The organism is Streptomyces sp. TLI_105 (assembly GCF_900105415.1).
Taxonomy (GTDB): domain Bacteria; phylum Actinomycetota; class Actinomycetes; order Streptomycetales; family Streptomycetaceae; genus Streptomyces.
The window spans coordinates 3,175,502-3,192,134 of the sequence record NZ_FNSM01000001.1 but is presented as its reverse complement, the minus strand read 5'-3'; the positions used below and the strand labels follow the sequence as shown (position 1 = coordinate 3,192,134).

At 72.5% G+C, this 16,633-nt stretch carries 14 protein-coding genes; 11 read left to right on the top strand and 3 right to left on the bottom strand.

Annotated elements, in window-relative coordinates; genetic code table 11:
• Nucleotides 1–448: 448 nt before the first annotated feature.
• Nucleotides 449–1,129: an RNA polymerase sigma factor gene (locus BLW86_RS14405; RefSeq protein ID WP_093874432.1), complete on the top strand. Its 681-nt coding sequence runs from the start codon at nt 449–451 to the stop codon at nt 1,127–1,129.
• The gene (locus BLW86_RS14400) at nt 1,129–2,235 is read left to right on the top strand and encodes a hypothetical protein (protein WP_093874431.1); all 1,107 of its coding nucleotides are present in this window, start codon (nt 1,129–1,131) and stop codon (nt 2,233–2,235) included. The genes BLW86_RS14405 and BLW86_RS14400 overlap by 1 nt, the downstream gene beginning before the upstream one ends.
• Nucleotides 2,236–2,388: 153 nt before the next feature.
• Here BLW86_RS14400 and BLW86_RS14395 read toward each other — a convergent pair whose 3' ends face one another.
• On the bottom strand, nt 2,389–3,243 hold the full coding sequence (locus BLW86_RS14395; RefSeq protein ID WP_093874430.1) for a L,D-transpeptidase family protein: 855 nt from the start codon (nt 3,241–3,243) through the stop codon (nt 2,389–2,391).
• A gap of 151 nt (nt 3,244–3,394) precedes the next feature.
• Here BLW86_RS14395 and BLW86_RS14390 point away from each other — a divergent pair, with 151 nt between their 5' ends.
• From BLW86_RS14390 to BLW86_RS14380, 3 genes are read left to right on the top strand one after another with little or no spacing between them, the layout of a single operon-like run.
• On the top strand, nt 3,395–4,975 hold the full coding sequence (locus tag BLW86_RS14390; RefSeq protein ID WP_093874429.1) for an acyl-CoA mutase large subunit family protein: 1,581 nt from the start codon (nt 3,395–3,397) through the stop codon (nt 4,973–4,975).
• Nucleotides 4,976–5,035: 60 nt separating this feature from the next.
• Entirely contained in the window at nt 5,036–5,689 is a 654-nt protein-coding gene (gene leuE, locus BLW86_RS14385) for a leucine efflux protein LeuE (protein WP_093874428.1), read from the top strand.
• Between the two features lie 37 nt (nt 5,690–5,726).
• Nucleotides 5,727–6,548: a MerR family transcriptional regulator gene (locus BLW86_RS14380; RefSeq protein WP_093874427.1), complete on the top strand. Its 822-nt coding sequence runs from the start codon at nt 5,727–5,729 to the stop codon at nt 6,546–6,548.
• Nucleotides 6,549–6,614: 66 nt separating this feature from the next.
• Here BLW86_RS14380 and BLW86_RS14375 read toward each other — a convergent pair whose 3' ends face one another.
• Both BLW86_RS14375 and BLW86_RS14370 read right to left on the bottom strand, forming a co-directional pair.
• Nucleotides 6,615–7,931 (bottom strand): polysialyltransferase family glycosyltransferase, encoded by a 1,317-nt coding sequence (locus BLW86_RS14375; RefSeq protein WP_093874426.1) that lies wholly within the window; start codon nt 7,929–7,931, stop codon nt 6,615–6,617.
• The gene (locus BLW86_RS14370) at nt 7,928–8,992 is read right to left on the bottom strand and encodes a glycosyltransferase family 2 protein (protein ID WP_093874425.1); all 1,065 of its coding nucleotides are present in this window, start codon (nt 8,990–8,992) and stop codon (nt 7,928–7,930) included. Before BLW86_RS14370 ends, BLW86_RS14375 begins: the two co-directional genes overlap by 4 nt.
• Before the next feature lie 219 nt (nt 8,993–9,211).
• On the opposite strand from BLW86_RS14370, the gene BLW86_RS14365 reads away from it, so the two are divergent.
• The 6 genes from BLW86_RS14365 to BLW86_RS14340 all read left to right on the top strand — a co-directional run bounded on the left by BLW86_RS14365 (nt 9,212) and on the right by BLW86_RS14340 (nt 16,470).
• The gene (locus BLW86_RS14365) at nt 9,212–10,501 is read left to right on the top strand and encodes a DUF6716 putative glycosyltransferase (RefSeq protein ID WP_093874424.1); all 1,290 of its coding nucleotides are present in this window, start codon (nt 9,212–9,214) and stop codon (nt 10,499–10,501) included.
• Nucleotides 10,501–11,694 (top strand): acylneuraminate cytidylyltransferase, encoded by a 1,194-nt coding sequence (locus BLW86_RS14360; RefSeq protein ID WP_093874423.1) that lies wholly within the window; start codon nt 10,501–10,503, stop codon nt 11,692–11,694. Before BLW86_RS14365 ends, BLW86_RS14360 begins: the two co-directional genes overlap by 1 nt.
• A 9-nt stretch (nt 11,695–11,703) precedes the next feature.
• Nucleotides 11,704–12,597: an N-acetylneuraminate synthase family protein gene (locus BLW86_RS14355; RefSeq protein ID WP_093874422.1), complete on the top strand. Its 894-nt coding sequence runs from the start codon at nt 11,704–11,706 to the stop codon at nt 12,595–12,597.
• Complete coding sequence (locus BLW86_RS14350) at nt 12,594–13,697, top strand: hypothetical protein (protein ID WP_093874421.1); 1,104 nt, start codon at nt 12,594–12,596, stop codon at nt 13,695–13,697. The genes BLW86_RS14355 and BLW86_RS14350 overlap by 4 nt, the downstream gene beginning before the upstream one ends.
• 116 nt (nt 13,698–13,813) lie before the next feature.
• Complete coding sequence (locus BLW86_RS14345; protein ID WP_093874420.1) at nt 13,814–15,034, top strand: amidohydrolase; 1,221 nt, start codon at nt 13,814–13,816, stop codon at nt 15,032–15,034.
• A 371-nt stretch (nt 15,035–15,405) separates the two neighbouring features.
• The gene (locus BLW86_RS14340; RefSeq protein WP_093874419.1) at nt 15,406–16,470 is read left to right on the top strand and encodes a BMP family lipoprotein; all 1,065 of its coding nucleotides are present in this window, start codon (nt 15,406–15,408) and stop codon (nt 16,468–16,470) included.
• Nucleotides 16,471–16,633 lie beyond the last annotated feature (163 nt).

Below are 16,633 nucleotides of genomic sequence, written 5' to 3'. Positions count from 1 at the left end.
GGCCGAGCCCGCTCAGCGCGCCCTGCCCGCCCTCGTGCTCCAGGAGGGCGGGCAGGACGTTCATGACCATTGGATTCGCCGCGAGGCAACCTTAGGTTGACACCCGAAGGGCGTACTGCGCCCCGGGAGGCGAAAGGTCGCGCGAAAGAGTGAGAAGCAAGGAGGGAAAAGGGAGACGACCGGGGCCGCCACCCCCCACAGGAGAGGCCCCGGTCGTCGTCCACGGAGCCGCAGCACGGCTCCGTACTCCTATCAGCGCCGGGCGTGCGTTTTCTGTCACACCCTCTCGGGGCGCCCAGAGGTTGCAAGTTGCACAAAGACCCCGGACCGCGTGGACGGGACACCGCGGCACCACGTAGCGTGCAGGTGCGCGAGCCGGCGTGGCGGTGATGACCAGCCGCGATGACGCGGGGCGCGACCACGCTACCGACGAACAGGGTTTAGGGGAGTGCTGGGGGACGACGCGGAGCTGACGGCCGCGGTGCTCGCTGCGCAGGACGGGGACGAGGACGCCTTCCGTACTGTGTACCGCGCCGTGCATCCCCGGTTGCTCGGCTACATACGCACACTGGTGGGCGACGCGGACGCCGAGGACGTCGCCTCCGAGGCCTGGCTCCAGATAGCCCGCGACCTCGACCGCTTCGACGGCGACGCGGACCGGTTCCGCGGCTGGGCGGCCCGGATCGCCCGCAACCGCGCCCTCGACCACGTCCGGATGCGCGGCCGCCGCCCCGCCGTGGGCGCCGACGAGACCGAACTCGCCGACAAGCCCGCCGACTCCGACACGGCCGGCGAGGCCCTGGAGGCCCTCTCCACCGGCGACACCATGCAGCTGATCGCCCAGCTCCCGCAGGACCAGGCCGAGGCCGTCGTCCTGCGCGTCGTCGTCGGCCTCGACGCCAAGAGCGCCGCCGACACCCTGGGCAAACGCCCCGGCGCCGTGCGCACCGCCGCGCACCGGGGACTCAAGAAGCTCGCCGAACTCCTCGGGGCCGACGGCGGGCAGGGCGACGGTCCGGGAACCGTCGTCCCCCTGGACGGCGTCCCTCCGCAACGCGGCCGCGCACCGGGGCCCGTGGCCCCCGGCGGTGTGACGCAATCACGTCCGCGTACGCAGAAGGACATGTGATGGCCGACGAGCGGTACCAGTGGCTCGATCAGGAGGCCGCGGAGCGGCTGCTCCGCGGTGAGCCGGTCGAGGCCGTCGACGACCGTGCGCGCGCCGAGGCCGAGCGCCTCGCCGAGGCCCTCGGCACGGCCCGTGTCCCGGCCGTCCCGTCGGCCGCGCGCACCGAACTGCCGGGCGAGGCGGCGGCGCTCGCCGCCTTCCGCAAGGCCACCGCCGAGCGGGCCGCGGCCGCCGGCGCCTCCGCACGCGCCGACCGCACCGCCGCCGCCGAACTCGGCCGGATACGGCTCGCGCCCGTGACCGCCCCGGCGCGCCGCTGGGGACGTTCCGTACGGTACGGACTGGCCGCCGCGGTCGCCGCCGTCACGGTCGGCGGCGTCGCCGTCGCCGCCGGCACGGGCGTGCTGCCGCTGATCGGTCCCGCGCCCGCCAGCTCCGTCTCGGCGGGGGAGACGACGGACCCGCTCGTCTCCGAGGAGCCCGGCATACGCCAGGACCCCGAGACGCCCCCGACGGAACCGGGCGAAGGCGGCGACCCCACGCCCGGCTCGTCCCCCTCGGCCGACTCCGGGTCCACCGCCCCCACTCCCCGCGTCCCGGACGGACACGGCACGGTCACCCCGGCCCCCGGCACCCCGACGCCGGGCAGGACGTCCGGAGGCGGCGGCGACGCGGCCGGCAACGGCTCGGCGAACGCCCGCGAGAAGGCCCTCCAGGCCTGCCGCCAGTACCGGACGGGAAAGCTCGACGCCGCCGGCCGGCAGCAGCTTCTGAACACCCTGCGCCACGGCGACACCCTGCGCGTCTACTGCGACCGGATCCTCTCCGGCGACACCGGCACCTCCGAGGGCACGGGCCAGGACTCCGCCGGGAACGGCTCCAAGGGCGACGGCAAGGACGACTCCGACGACGACTCCGACCGCAAGGACGGCTCGAAGGACGGCTCCAAGGGCGGATCCGGCAGCGGCTCCGCGAGCGCCGGCGGAAGCGGCGACCAGCGCGGCGGCACCGGGAACCAGAACGGAGGCGTCCGCCTCGACACCGGAGTCACCGCCGCGCTGCCCGTGGGAATCACCGCCGAGACACGCCTTCCGCTCGGGGTGTAACACTTCTCGGCCCGCCGGCGCAGTAAGAAGTGCCGACTGGTCATCGGCCGCGCAGAGAGCCGGGGTTCCCCCCGTACCTACGGCTCCGCGCACCTGGCGCGGGTGGGACACGTTCCCCCGGTCCCACCCGCGCCCCTTCCTCTCCCGCGGCCCCTACCAGTGGACGACGACCTTGTCGCCGACCTTCACCTGGTCGAAGAGGGCGGAGAGCTTGACCCGGTCCCGGACGTTGACGCAGCCGTGCGAGGCCCCGGCGTAGCCGCGGGCCGCGAAGTCCGCCGAGTAGTGCACGGCCTGGCCGCGGCTGAAGAACATCGCGTACGGCATGGGCGTGTGGTAGATCGTCGACGTCCAGTCCTTCGCCTTCCACTCGACCTTGAAGAGGCCCTCGCGGGTCGGCGTGTTCTCCGAGCCGAAGCGGACGTCCATCGAGGAGACGACCTTGCCGTCGATCATCCAGGCGAGGGTGCGGCTCTCCTTGCTGATGCACAGCACCCGGCCGGTCATGCACCGCGGGTCCGGGGTGTCCAGCTTGTTCGTCGTCGACGGCTTCAGCTCGTCGGCGGTCGGCTTCCGGGTGACGGAGAGCAGCTGCTGCCAGGTCGTCGCGTCGACCGTGCCCGTCTCCGGCAGCCCCCGGCGCGCCTGGAGCTTCCTGACCGAGGCCGCCGTCATCGTCCCGTAGAAGCCGGTGGGGGCCCGGTCGAAGAAGTCGAGCTGCCGCAGCCGCGCCTGGAGCTCGCGCACCTGCTCGTTCTCGTCCCCGTCGTCCATGAGGGGCTTCGACGTGGGCTTCCCGGTCGAGGGCGTGGCGGAGGGGGAGGTGGCGGAGGCGGAGGGGGACGGTGGCTTGTCGTCCGTGGTGGGAGCGGCACTGGGCGCGGCCGAGGTGGGCGCGGGCGCCGTACCCGTACCCGTGCCGACGGCGTCCGGTGTGCAGCCGGCGGCGAGTGCCACCGCCGCGGCCGCCAGGATCACTCTGCGTATGACGGACGAAGACCGCTTCATCGTTTCCCCCGAGGTGTGTCGTGTGTACGTAGGGATGCTTCCCGCGCGCGTGTGGTTGCGCACTCGGGCCACGAACCGCGCATCCTGTGGGGAGGGAACGACAGGCCCGGGCGGCAGGCCCGGGCCACGGGTCCATCGGGAGGCACAGGACATGGCGCGCGAGTCGGAGTCGGGGCTGCCCATCGAACCGGTCTACGGACCGGACGCCCTGGACGGATGGGATCCTGCCGAGAAGCTGGGCGAGCCGGGCTCGTACCCCTTCACACGCGGCGTGTACCCCTCGATGTACACCGGCCGGCCCTGGACCATGCGGCAGTACGCCGGCTTCGGCACCGCCGTGGAGTCCAACGCCCGCTACCAGCAGCTCATCGCCAACGGCACCACGGGCCTGTCGGTCGCCTTCGACCTGCCGACCCAGATGGGCCACGACTCCGACGCCCCGATCGCGCACGGCGAGGTCGGCAAGGTCGGCGTCGCCGTCGACTCGATCGACGACATGCGGGTCCTGTTCGACGGCATCCCGCTGGACAAGGTCTCCACGTCGATGACGATCAACGCCCCCGCCGCGCTGCTGCTCCTGCTCTACCAGCTCGTCGGCGAGGAGCAGGGCGTCCCGGCGGACGGGCTGACCGGCACGATCCAGAACGACGTGCTCAAGGAGTACATCGCCCGCGGCACGTACATCTTCCCGCCGAAGCCCTCGCTGCGGCTGATCGCGGACATCTTCAAGTACTGCAGGGCCGAGATCCCGAAGTGGAACACCATCTCGATCTCCGGCTACCACATGGCCGAGGCCGGCGCCTCGCCCGCGCAGGAGATCGCGTTCACCCTCGCCGACGGCATCGAGTACGTCCGCACCGCCGTCGCCGCCGGCATGGACGTCGACGACTTCGCGCCCCGCCTCTCCTTCTTCTTCGTGGCCCGCACGACCCTCCTGGAGGAGGTCGCCAAGTTCCGCGCCGCCCGCCGGATCTGGGCGCGGGTGATGAAGGAGGAGTTCGGCGCGAAGAACCCCAAGTCGCTGATGCTCCGCTTCCACACCCAGACCGCCGGCGTGCAGCTCACCGCCCAGCAGCCCGAGGTCAACCTGGTGCGCGTCGCCGTCCAGGGCCTCGCGGCCGTCCTCGGCGGCACGCAGTCGCTGCACACCAACTCCTTCGACGAGGCCATCGCGCTGCCGACCGACAAGTCCGCCCGCCTCGCCCTGCGCACCCAGCAGGTCCTGGCGTACGAGACGGACGTCACCGCCACCGTCGACCCCTTCGCCGGTTCCTACGTCGTCGAGAAGATGACGGACGACGTCGAGGCCGCCGCCCTGGAGCTGATGGAACGGGTCGAGGAGATGGGCGGCGCGGTCAGCGCGATCGAGCGCGGCTTCCAGAAGAACGAGATCGAGCGCTCCGCCTACCGGATCGCGCAGGAGACCGACAGCGGCGAGCGGGTCGTCGTCGGCGTCAACCGCTACGCGATCGACGTCGAGGAGCCCTACGAGCCGCTCCGTGTCGACCCGGCCATCGAGGCCCAGCAGGCCGAGCGCCTGGCCCGGTTGCGGTCCGAGCGCGACCGGGCGGCCGTGGACGCGGCCCTCGCCGAGCTGAAGAAGGCGGCGGAGGGCACGGGCAACGTGCTCTACCCGATGAAGGACGCCCTCAAGGCGCGGGCCACGGTCGGCGAGGTCTGCGACGCCCTGCGCGAGGTCTGGGGCACGTACGTCCCGACCGACGCGTTCTAGCCGATTCCACCCGTTGAAACTCAAAGCGGAGTGTCGTACCGGTGTGCGACACTCCGCTTCATGCTGGGTGTCACCGATCTACCGACCTATCTCGCCGGGCTCGTCCTCATCATCCTCCTGCCGGGGCCGAACTCGCTGTACGTGCTGTCCGTCGCCGCCCGCAAGGGCACCCGGACCGGGTACAAAGCCGCCGCCGGGGTGTTCACCGGCGACGCCGTCCTGATGACGCTGGCCGCCCTCGGTGCCGCCTCGCTGCTCCAGACCACCCCGCTCCTCTTCATGATCGTGAAGTACGCGGGCGCCGGCTATCTGACCTGGATGGCGATCGGCATGCTGCGGGCCGCCCTGGCCATGTGGCGCACCCGGCACGAGACCGTCGCCGAGTCCGCCGCCGAGCCGGACGCCGGACCGTCCGAGCGCCCGTACCGCCGCGCGCTGATCATCAGCCTCTTCAACCCGAAGGCGATCCTCTTCCTGATCTCCTTCTTCGTGCAGTTCGTGGACCCGTCCTACGCCTACCCGGCGCTCTCCTTCCTGGTCCTCGGCACCCTGCTCCAGCTCGGCAGCTTCCTCTACCTGACGACCCTGATATTCGGCGGCACCCGGCTCGCCGCCGCGTTCCGGCGCCGCAGGCGCCTCTCCGCGGGCGCCACCACCGCCGCCGGTGCCCTCTTCCTCGGCTTCGCCGCGAAGCTCTCCGCGGCCGGTGCTTGACCCTCACACCGTGTGAGGCCGTTCCGTAGGGGGCGTCATGTTTGCCATCGGAGACTTCGCCCGGCACGGGCGGGTGTCGGTCCGGATGCTGCGCCACTACGACGCCATCGGACTGCTGCGCCCCGCCCACGTCGACCCGCACAGCGGCTACCGCTTCTACTCGGCGGACCAGCTCGCCCCGCTCAACCGCGTCATCGCGCTCAAGGACCTCGGCTTCACCCTCGAACAGGTGGGGGCGATCCTCCGGGACGAGTTCGGCGCGGAGGAGCTGCGGGGGATGCTGCGCCTGCGCCAGGCCGAGCTGGAAGCGGCCCTGGAGGCGGCGCGGGCCCGGCTCGCCCAGGTCGGTGCGAGGCTCCGAGCCATCGAGAGCGAGGGACGCATGTCCACGCAGGACGTCGTCGTCAAGAAGATCCCCGCCGTCCGGGTCGCCGAGCTGAGCGCGGTCGCCGCGAGCTTCGGCCCGCACGACATCTCCCCGGTCATCGGGCCGCTGTACGAGGAGCTGTGCGGCCGCCTCGAAGCGGCCGGCCTCAGCGGCTTCGGCCCGGGGATCGCGTACTACGAGGACGCGGGCAGGGGCGACGGTTCGGTCCTCGTGCACGCCGGGATGACCGTCCCCGAGGGAACGGTCGTGGAGGGCGTCGAGGTGCACGACCTGCCCGGCATCGAGGAGGCGGCGACCGTCGTCCACCGGGGCTCGATGGACAGCATCCTGCCGACGGCGCAGACCCTCGCCCGCTGGATCGAGACCAACGGCTACCGGTCGCAGCACTACGCCCGCGAGCTGTACCTGGAGTGCCCGGAGGACCGGTCCCAGTGGGTGACGGAGATCCAGGAGGCGATCGTCCGCGCCTGAGCGGGGCCGTACGGCTCGGGGCCCGGGACCCCCGCACGGGTCCCGGGCCCGGTCTTTCCCGCCCCGCTACCGCTTCAGCGCCTTGCGCAGCCGCAGCGCGCGGCGCGCGAGCCGGCGGACCTTCGGGTGGCGGGGGATCGGCAGGCCGCCCGGCAGGTCCAGGACGGTGAGGCGGCGCCGGGTGAAGTGGTGCCGGGTGCGCTCGGCGAGCGGGCCCGAGAGGTGCCGTACCGCCGGTTCCCGCAGCTCCGGACGTATCTTCGGCTGCATCGCGAAGCCGACCGCCGCGACCAGGTCGTTCAGCTGCTCCGTACCGACCTCGGCGTCGCCGCCGTCCCCCTCCTCCAGGGGCGGGACGACCGCGTCGACGACCGTGAGCGGGATCCGGTTGCTGTTCTGGAACGGGGTGAGCCGCTCCAGGAGGGGGCGCGTGCCGACCCGGGCGGCCCGTATCCCGTAGAAGGTCGCCGCCGTGAGCAGCGCCGTGGAGAAGCAGCCGACGACGAGCGCGGGCCGCAGCTCGCGGTAGAGCACCTCGGCGAGCACCGGCCGGTCCTCGACGGTCAGTTCGGCGCCGAGCTCCTCCGCCGCCTCCACGAGGGCCCGCGACCAGGCGTCCGGGGCCGTCGGGTGCGGCTTGAAGACGAGCCGCCGGTGGCCGCGGGCGATCGCGCCCCGGACCATCCGCAGGTGTAGCTCCTCCTCCTCGGCGGCGGTCAGCAGGTTCAGCGCGGCCAGGTACTGGCCGAGGAGCAGCGCGGGGCCCTCCTGCGAACCGGCGGGGGTCCCCGCCAGCTCCTCGACGACCTTCGTGAACGCCTCCGTCGGCACCGCCTCCGGCACCGCCCCGAACTCGGCGAGCAGCAGCGGCGCGAGCCCGGGGACGAGGTCCAGGTGCAGCAGCCGGCCCACGCGGCCGCCGATGAGCGGGTCGATCTTGTTGCGGGTCGGGCCGTAGCTCATCAGACCGTCCGCGTACACCGTGATCGGTGCCTCGGGGAGCAGCTGGGCGATGGCGAGCGCGGGCGTGACCTGGAGCGATTCGAGGGCGAGTTCGACGCGGTCGTCGCCGAGGTCCCAGAGCTTGTTCAGATGGCGCTGGAGGAGCGGGAGATCGCTCGCGCGCGGGGTCCAGCCGGCCGGGTGGAGCGGGGAGATCGTCTCGTTCCAGGACAGGACGGAGTCGAAGCGGCCGCGCAGTCGCCCGAAGCCCTCGGCCTCGTCCAGGGCGGGGGTCGTCTCCGGCACGGCCGCGTTGTTGGTGACGAGGAGGATCCGGCGGTCGGCGGGGCCGAAGCAGCCGCTGTCGAGCGCCGCGGCGAGCGTCACGGCGCCGTAGAGCGTGGAGGCGCAGAAGATCTGGGTGGTCCGGCGGGCGCTCACGCGGCCACCTCCGCCGAATCGCCGGAGCCGGCCGCCGAGCCGGAGCCCGAGCCCGTACCCGTGCCGGCCACCGGCTCGCGGTCCGGGCCCGTCGGCGGTGGTGCGGGCCGGCGCCTGCGCAGTCGGCGCAGCAGCGTCGCGCGGTCCCCGCCCATCGAGGTCAGGGCCTCGTCGAGGACCCCCTGCGGCATCCGCCGCAGCGCGCCCGCGCTCATCGCCTTCAGCTGACGCGCCACCTCGGGTTCGAACCTTTCGATCGACCCGATGTGATGGGAAATCACCGCGCAATACGTACGGACGGCCTTGGGAAGAAGAAGGTCCGCGTCCGAATCCTTCGCCGTTTCCTCGATCACCTGATCGAAAGCACGGATGAAATCCAATTGCCGGACGTCGCCGATCTGGGTGAGCGAGGTCGCCACCCCGCGCCGGTAGAACACGCCGAGTTCCCCGATCGCGGCGAACGATTCCGCCTCGCGGTGGAGTTTCCAGATCCACGGCCGGTCCTCGGCGGTCCGCAGCCCGTGCGGGAAGTGCAGCAGGCCCCGGTCCAGGAGCCGCCGGTGGTAGATCCCGGCCCAGGCGTACGGGTAGTCGACCGAGGTCGTCCGGTGCGCCGGCAGGATCGCGTCCCGGGGGCGCAGCACCTCGCCGCGCCGGGGTACCGGCGCCCGGCGCACCGCGCGGTTGCGGCCGGTGACCGTGACGTGGTCGGTGCGCAGGAAGTCGCAGCGCAGCGACTCGGCGGCGGCGACGAGCCGGCCGTAGTAGCCGGGGGCGAGCCAGTCGTCCCCGTCGAGGAAGGCGATGTACTCGCCGCGGGCGGCGTCGAGGCCGGTGTTCCGGGCCGTGGCGAGGCCCTCGTTGTGCTCGTGCCTGATCAGGACGGCACCCGGGATCTCGCGCACGGCCCGTTCGAGGAGCTCGGGAGTCCCGTCGGTCGAGCAGTCGTCGACGAGGAGGAACTCGAAGTCCTCGCGGGCGTTGGCCCGCAGGCTCGTGAGGGTGTCGGGGGCGTATGTCTGCACGTTGAAGAACGGCACGACGACGGAGAGCTTGACCACGCGGCCGACGCTAGGCGTCGCCCCGGCATTCCCACCGACCGGCGGGCGGCCTTTCGGTGAACACCAAGCGGCGGGCCGATTAACCGCCTTTCCCCGCAAGGGAAATCGGCCTTCCCGCGTCCGAATATCGACCCGCTTCAGCGGGCGGAGAGGCTCTGTTCACCGTTTGTTGTGACTCAGTTGGGCCGAAAAGCGGAATGCCCTTCTAGCGTCCTCGACGTGCCAGCAAGTACCAGAGAAGCGGTACGGGTCGCCGTACTCGCCGACTCCGACACCCGGTGGAAATGGGGCGCCCTCACCGCGCGCCGCATCACCACGGCGACCGCCGAACCCACCGGATTCGTCCTGCGCGGACGGGCCACGCCCACCGCGCGCCAGCTCGCCGAGACCGGGGTGTCCGAGGCCGCCCCGCGCGAGGTGACGGGCGCGGACTTCCTGCGCGCGATACGGGACGCGGAGGCGCGCGGCGAGGGATTCGACGTCCTCGTGCTCGCCCTGGTCGGCGGCACCGTCCGGGCCGTCCTGCAGGGACTGGCCGACCTCTCCCTGGAGCGGCGTCCGGTGATCGTCACCGGCTACGTCGGCGTCGTCTACGAGAAGCTGACCGACGGCCTGCTGCTGCGCCACGGCGCCGACGTGGTCCTCGCCAACTCCCGGCACGACGCCGAGCGTTTCCGCGCCGTCTACGAGGGGGTGGGCGCCGGCGCCGAATCCGTCGTCGAGGCCGCGCTGCCCTTCCTGGGCGGCGTCCCGCACGCCCCCGAGGCCGGTCGCGACACGCTGGTCTTCGCCGCCCAGCCCTCCGTGCCCGCGACCCGGGCCGAACGGGCCTATGTGCTGCGGCGGTTGATCTCGCACGCCCGCCTCCACCCGGGGCGCGAGGTGCTCCTCAAGCTCCGCTCCAAGCCGGGTGAACACACCACGCACCTGGAGGAGTTCCCGTTCCAGAAGCTGGTGCGCGAGCTCGACCCGCCGGACAACTTCCGGCTCGTGTACGGACACATGGGCGAGGTCCTCGACCGCACCGACCTGCTGGTCACCGTCTCCTCCACGGCCGCGCTCGAAGCGCTCCACCGCCGGATCCCCACCGCGATCCTCACCGACCTCGGGGTCCGCGAGGCGCTCGGCAACCACCACTTCGTCGGCTCCGGCCTGCTGACCTCCTTCGACCGGCTCGACAAGGGGGACGTGCCGACACCCGACGAGACCTGGCTCGCCCGGCAGGGCGTCGCGTCCGACGGGTCGTACGAGGAGGCCTTCGACGCCGCCCGCGACCGCGTCGCCGAGCTCCTCGCGCTTCCCGCGCCGCCCCCGATCACCCCCTACTACACCGCGGAGACGGCCCCCGGCTACCTGCCCGGGATCCTCGCCCGCCACCGCCTGGACGTCACCGCGCCCGAGCCCCGCGAGAGCGGGCTGCGCCGGATCGTCCGGGAGGCCGCGCGGGGCGCGTACCGCCACGGCGTGCAGCGCGTCGCCCCCGTCATCCGCCGCCTGGGAGAACTCTGATGTCGTCCCCGACCGTGCTCGCCGTCATCCCCGCCCGGGGCGGCTCCAAGGGCGTGCCCGCCAAGAACCTCGCCCCGGTGGCCGGGGTCCCCCTGGTGGCCCGCGCCGTCCACGCCTGCCTCGGCGCCCGCACCGTCACGCACGTCGTGGTCTCCACCGACGACGAGGCCATCGCGGCCTCGGCCCGCACCGCCGGGGCCGAGGCCGTCCGGCGGCCCGCCGAGATCGCCGGCGACACGGCCACCAGCGAGGCCGCGGTCCTGCACGCCATGGACGCCTTCGAGGCCGTCCACGGCCGCCCGGCCGACGTGGTCCTCCTCGTCCAGTGCACGAGCCCCTTCCTCACCTCCGCCGAGGTCGCCGAGACCGCCGAGCGCATCACCTCGGGCGCCGCCGACACCGCCTTCACGGCCGCCCCGACCCACGGCTTCCTCTGGCGCGAGACCCCCGACGGCGCGACCGGCGTCAACCACGACAAGGCGCACCGCCCGCGCCGCCAGGACCGCGAGGCCGAGTACCTGGAGACCGGCGCCGTCTACGCGATGGACGCGGCCGGCTTCCGCACCCACGGGCACCGCTTCTTCGGCCGCACCGCGCTCGTCGTCACCGACCCCGCCCGGGTCCTGGAGATCGACGACCCGCACGACCTCGCCCGCGCCAAGGCCCTCGCGCCGCTCCTCGACGAGCCCGTCACGCCCGGCTTCGCCGACGTCGACGCCGTCGTCCTCGACTTCGACGGCACCCAGACCGACGACCGGGTCCACCTCGACGCCGAGGGGCGCGAGTTCGTCTCCGCGCACCGCGGCGACGGCCTCGGCATCGCGGCCCTGCGCCGCGCCGGACTGCCCGTCCTCATCCTCTCCACCGAGCAGAACGCCGTCGTCGCGGCCCGCGCCCGCAAGCTCAAGATCCCCGTCCTGCACGGCATCGACCGCAAGGACCGGGCCCTCAAGGAGTGGTGCGAGGCCGAGGGCATCGACCCGCAGCGCGTCCTCTACGCCGGCAACGACGTCAACGACCTTCCCTGCTTCCACCTCGTCGGCTGGCCCGTCGCGGTGAGCAGCGCCCACGACTCCGTACGGGCCGCCGCCCGCGCGGTCACCGTCACCCCGGGCGGCGCCGGAGCGATCCGCGAGATCGCCGCCTGGCTCCTCGGACCCGAGCTCGACACCCCCAACTCGCCCAACCCGTAAGGAACCGTCATGAGCACCCGTCTGCGCACCCTCGGCACCAAGACCGCCGGCCCGGGCCACTCCGTCTACGTCTGCGGCGAGATCGGCATCAACCACAACGGCGACCTCGACAACGCCTTCAAGCTGATCGACGTGGCCGCCGAGGCCGGCTGCGACGCCGTCAAGTTCCAGAAGCGCACCCCGGAGATCTGCACCCCGCGCGACCAGTGGGACATCGAGCGCGACACCCCCTGGGGCCGGATGACGTACATCGACTACCGCCACCGCGTGGAGTTCGGCGAGGACGAGTACCGCAAGATCGACGAGTACTGCAAGGAGAAGGGGATCGACTGGTTCGCCTCCCCGTGGGACACCGAGGCCGTCGCCTTCCTGGAGAAGTTCGACGTCCCCGCCCACAAGGTCGCCTCCGCCTCCCTCACCGACGACGAGCTGCTGCGCGAGCTGCGCGCCACCGGCCGCACGGTCATCCTCTCCACCGGCATGTCGACGCCGAAGCAGATCCGGCACGCCGTCGAGGTCCTCGGCAGCGACAACATCCTGCTCTGCCACGCCACCTCGACCTACCCGGCCAAGGCCGAGGAGCTCAACCTCCGCGTCATCCAGACGCTCCAGGAGGAGTACCCGAACGTCCCGATCGGCTACTCCGGCCACGAGACCGGCCTCCAGACCACGCTGGCCGCCGTGGCCCTCGGCGCCGCCTTCGTCGAGCGCCACATCACCCTCGACCGCGCCATGTGGGGCTCCGACCAGGCCGCCTCCGTCGAGCCGCAGGGCCTCCAGCGCCTGGTCCGCGACATCCGCACCATCGAGGCCGCGCTCGGCGACGGCGTGAAGAAGGTGTACGAGTCGGAGCTCGGCCCGATGAAGAAGCTCCGCCGGGTCCAGGGCACCGTCGCCGCATGACCGGGCAGCTGGCGTTCGTCGAGAGCCCGGTCCAGCTTCTGAACGTCCTGGAGTGGGCGCACACGCAGAGCCTCGGGGGCCGCACGGCCCCCTCGACCGGTGGACCGGCGGACGCCGCCCCACCCCTCACGGTCGTCGTCCTGTCGCCGACCGACCCCATGTCGCGGGGCCAGCTGCGCCGGATGGCGCAGCTGGCCCGCGACCAGGGCCTCACCGTCCACTGGCAGGAGGCCCGCGGCGGCCGGGGCTCGCTCGTCCGCACCCTGCGCGAGCTCGCCCGGCCGCTGCGCGCGGCGGAGCGGGTGATCATCGGGGACCCGTTCTCCCGGTACGTCCAGCTGCTCCTGACCCTCTTCGCCCCCCGGCACCTGACGGTGGTCGACGACGGCACCGCGACCATGGAGTTCGCCGCCCAGCTCGGCCGCGGCGAGCGCCTGGTGCGCTGGCACCGCAAGGGCAGCCTGGGCCCCCGCGAGCTGGTCCTCGCCCCGGTCACGACCCTCGCCCGGCGGCGGCTCGCCCCCTCCGGCAGCCGTACGGTCGAGATCTTCACCTCGCTGCCCGTGGAGGCCCCGCCGGGCGTCACGGTCACCGAGAACGCGTACGCCTGGACCCGGCACGCCTTCGGACCGCCGCTGCTCACCGGCGGCGCGGACCTGGTCGGCACCTCGCTGGTCGAGACGGGCGTCGTCGACGCCGACCACTACGCGCGCGTGGTGGACGAGCTGGCCCGCACGCACGGAGCCACCCGCTACTTCGCCCACCGCAGGGAGAGCGCCGAGAAACTGCACCGGATCGCGGTCGACACGGGCCTCCAAGTGGTCCGGCCCGACCTGCCCCTGGAACTGATCGCCCGGCGCGGCCCCATCGGCCGTACGGTCGTCAGCTTCCCGTCCACGGTCGTGCACACCCTGCCGCTGGCCCTCGCCGGCACGGGGGTGAAGGTCGCCGTCGTGGAGATAGCGCCCGAGTGGCTGCGGGCGACCGCCTCACCGCGCGCGCAGGGTTTCCTGGCGGGCGTGGCGGGCACCGCGGCCCATGAGGTCGACCGGCTCACCACACGTGTGACGCATCACACGGACCGGCTCGAATTCGGCTGAGCGTACCCACTGGGAGTGAGGTTCATACCTGGGAAACCGAGATTCTTTCCCCTAAGGGGCTGAAATTCTCGTGATCAACGGGCAGTTGACCTCTCTGCGGGCCTACCCTTCAAAGGGTGAACCAGTTGAAGTCCCGTGAGCCAGGCTCCGTCACCCTGCCCGGAACGCTGTCCGAACCCCTGCGCGCCGAACTCGTCGCCTTCCGCAGGGACTTGCACATGCACCCCGAGCTCGGGAACCAGGAGTTCCGTACGACCGCCGCGCTCAAGGCCCGCCTGGAGGCGGCCGGCCTCGCGCCGAAGGTCCTGCCGGGTGGCACCGGGCTCTCCTGTGACATCGGCAGCCGGGCCGTCGGCCGGTCCATGCTCGCGATCCGCGCCGACCTCGACGCCCTGCCCATCCCCGACGTCAAGACCGTCGCCTACCGCTCCACCGTGGCCAACCGCGCCCACGCCTGCGGACACGACGTCCACACCACCACCGTCCTCGGCGCCGGCCTCGTCCTCGCCGACCTCGACCGCCAGGGCCTCCTGCCGAACGCCGTGCGGCTCATCTTCCAGCCCGCCGAGGAGGTCCTGCCCGGCGGCGCCGCCGACGCCGTCGAGGCCGGGATCCTGGACGGCGTCGGCCGGATCATCGCCGTCCACTGCGACCCCCGGGTCGACGCCGGGAAGATCGGGCTCCGGGCGGGCCCCATCACCTCCGCCTGCGACCGCCTGGAGATCACCCTCGACGGCCCCGGCGGCCACACCGCCCGCCCGCACCTCACCACCGACCTCGTCACCGCCGCCGCCCGGGTCGCCACCGACGTCCCCGCCGTCCTCGCCCGCCGCGTCGACGCCCGCTCGGGCCTCTCCGTCACCTGGGGCCGCATCGAGGCCGGCCACGCCCCCAACGTCATCCCGCAGCACGCCGAGCTCTCCGGCACCGTCCGCTGCCTCGACCTCCCCACCTGGCGCGAGGCTCCCGACCTGGTCCACGCCGCGATCGACGAGGTCGCGACCCTGCACCGGGCCAAGTCGACCGTCACCTACGTCCGCGGCGTCCCCCCGGTCGTCAACGACCCGGCCGTCGCCGAGCTGCTCCACGACGCCATGACGGCCCGGCGCGGACCGTACGCGATCGAGGACACCGAGCAGAGCCTCGGCGGCGAGGACTTCTCCTGGTACCTGGAGCACGTCCCCGGCGCCATGGCCCGCCTCGGCGTCCGCACCCCCGGCGACACCCGGGTCCGCGACCTGCACGCCGGCGACTTCGACGTGGACGAGCGGTGCATCGAGTCCGGCGTGGAGCTCTTCACGGCCGCCGCCCTCCTCGACGCCGCGCCCCAGCACTGATTTCCGGCCGTACGGCGGGGGAGACGCACCGGGATTTCCGGCCGGACGGCGGGGGAGGCGCACCGGGCGGGCAGCCGGTCCGCCCGGTCATCGGCCCGGTCGTTCGCCCGGTCATCCGTCCGGCCCCCCGCTGTCCCCCGGCCGGCCCAGCGCGCCGCGTGTCGCCTCCCGACCCCTGTTCGGGCGCCCGTCCCCGGCGGTATAACCGGCGGTACCGGGCCGAACGCCCCCGGTAGCCTCGGCTGGCCGGTTCGCGACGATCCGATAACGACTCATGAACGGGTCTTTAACTGACATCTACGCGCGTTACGATCGCCGCGAAACCAGCGCCGGAAGAGGCGCTTTCGGTCAGTCTTGAAGGGACCCTCCTCTTGCGCCGGATCACCAGGATCACGACCGTGGGCATCGCCTCCGCGGCGCTCGCCCTGTCCGTCACCGCGTGTGGCAAGTCGTCCAACGACTCGGGTTCGAGCTCCAGCTCGTCCTCGGCGTCGGGCGCCCTCAAGGCCGCCCTCGCGTACGACATCGGCGGCCGTGGCGACCAGTCGTTCAACGACGCCGCCTACGCCGGCCTGAAGAAGGCCGAGGCCGAGCTCGGCGTCAAGGGCTCCGAGGCCGAGCCGTCGCAGGGCGAGAGCGACGCCGACAAGGTCGCGCGCCTCACCTCGCTGGCCCGCGCCGGGAACAACCCGGTCATCGGCGTCGGCTTCTCCTACGCCCCGGCCATCGAGAAGGTCGCCAAGTCCTTCCCGAAGACCACCTTCGGCCTCATCGACGACACGTCGAAGACCGGCCCGAACATCGCCAACCTCGTCTTCAACGAGGAGCAGGGCTCCTACCTGGCCGGCGTCGCCGCCGCCAAGGCGTCCAAGTCCGGCACGGTCGGCTTCATCGGCGGCGTCGAGGTCCCGCTGATCAAGAAGTTCGAGGCGGGCTTCACTCAGGGCGTCAAGGACACCAACCCCAAGGCGAAGGTGCTCACCCAGTACCTGACCCAGCCGCCGAACTTCGACGGCTTCTCGAAGCCCGACCTCGGCAAGGCCGCCGCGCAGGGCCAGCTCGACAAGGGCGCCGACGTGATCTACGCCGCCGCCGGTCTCGCCGGCGCCGGCGCCATCGAGGCCACCGCCACCGCGGGCAAGTGGGCCATCGGCGTCGACTCCGACCAGTACAAGCAGGCGGGTCTGGCGGCGTACAAGGACCACATCCTGACCTCGGTCACCAAGGACGTCTCCGGCTCGGTCTTCAACGTGATCAAGTCGGTCAAGGACGGCAAGCCGCAGGCCGGTGAGATCCGTTACGGCCTCGCCGCCAACGGCGTCGGCCTGGCCGACTCCAACCCGGCGTACACGAAGATGACGGACCTCATCGCCGCGGTGGACAAGGCGAAGAAGGAGATCGTCGACGGCAAGATCACGGTCAAGACCACTCCGTAAGGACACCCAGGTCACGACCTGAGCCAGGGCCCGGCGTCCGGTGGCAGCCCCACCGGATCCCGGGCCCCGGCCCCATTCCCGTACGGGTTTTCATTTTTCGGCAGCGCTACGCGTGTAGATGTCTCCCTGGCACGATAACTTCGCCCCGCCCTGCCCTCCCCGC

What these genes read in the sequence shown, in the direction of transcription:
- BLW86_RS14400 (WP_093874431.1), top strand. Translation starts at nt 1,129, where the DNA reads ATGGCCGACGAGCGGTACCAGTGGCTCGATCAGGAGGCCGCGGAGCGG.
- BLW86_RS14395 (WP_093874430.1), bottom strand. Translation starts at nt 3,243, where the DNA reads ATGAAGCGGTCTTCGTCCGTCATACGCAGAGTGATCCTGGCGGCCGCG.
- BLW86_RS14390 (WP_093874429.1), top strand. Translation starts at nt 3,395, where the DNA reads ATGGCGCGCGAGTCGGAGTCGGGGCTGCCCATCGAACCGGTCTACGGA.
- leuE (WP_093874428.1), top strand. Translation starts at nt 5,036, where the DNA reads ATGCTGGGTGTCACCGATCTACCGACCTATCTCGCCGGGCTCGTCCTC.
- BLW86_RS14380 (WP_093874427.1), top strand. Translation starts at nt 5,727, where the DNA reads ATGTTTGCCATCGGAGACTTCGCCCGGCACGGGCGGGTGTCGGTCCGG.
- BLW86_RS14360 (WP_093874423.1), top strand. Translation starts at nt 10,501, where the DNA reads ATGTCGTCCCCGACCGTGCTCGCCGTCATCCCCGCCCGGGGCGGCTCC.
- BLW86_RS14355 (WP_093874422.1), top strand. Translation starts at nt 11,704, where the DNA reads ATGAGCACCCGTCTGCGCACCCTCGGCACCAAGACCGCCGGCCCGGGC.
- BLW86_RS14350 (WP_093874421.1), top strand. Translation starts at nt 12,594, where the DNA reads ATGACCGGGCAGCTGGCGTTCGTCGAGAGCCCGGTCCAGCTTCTGAAC.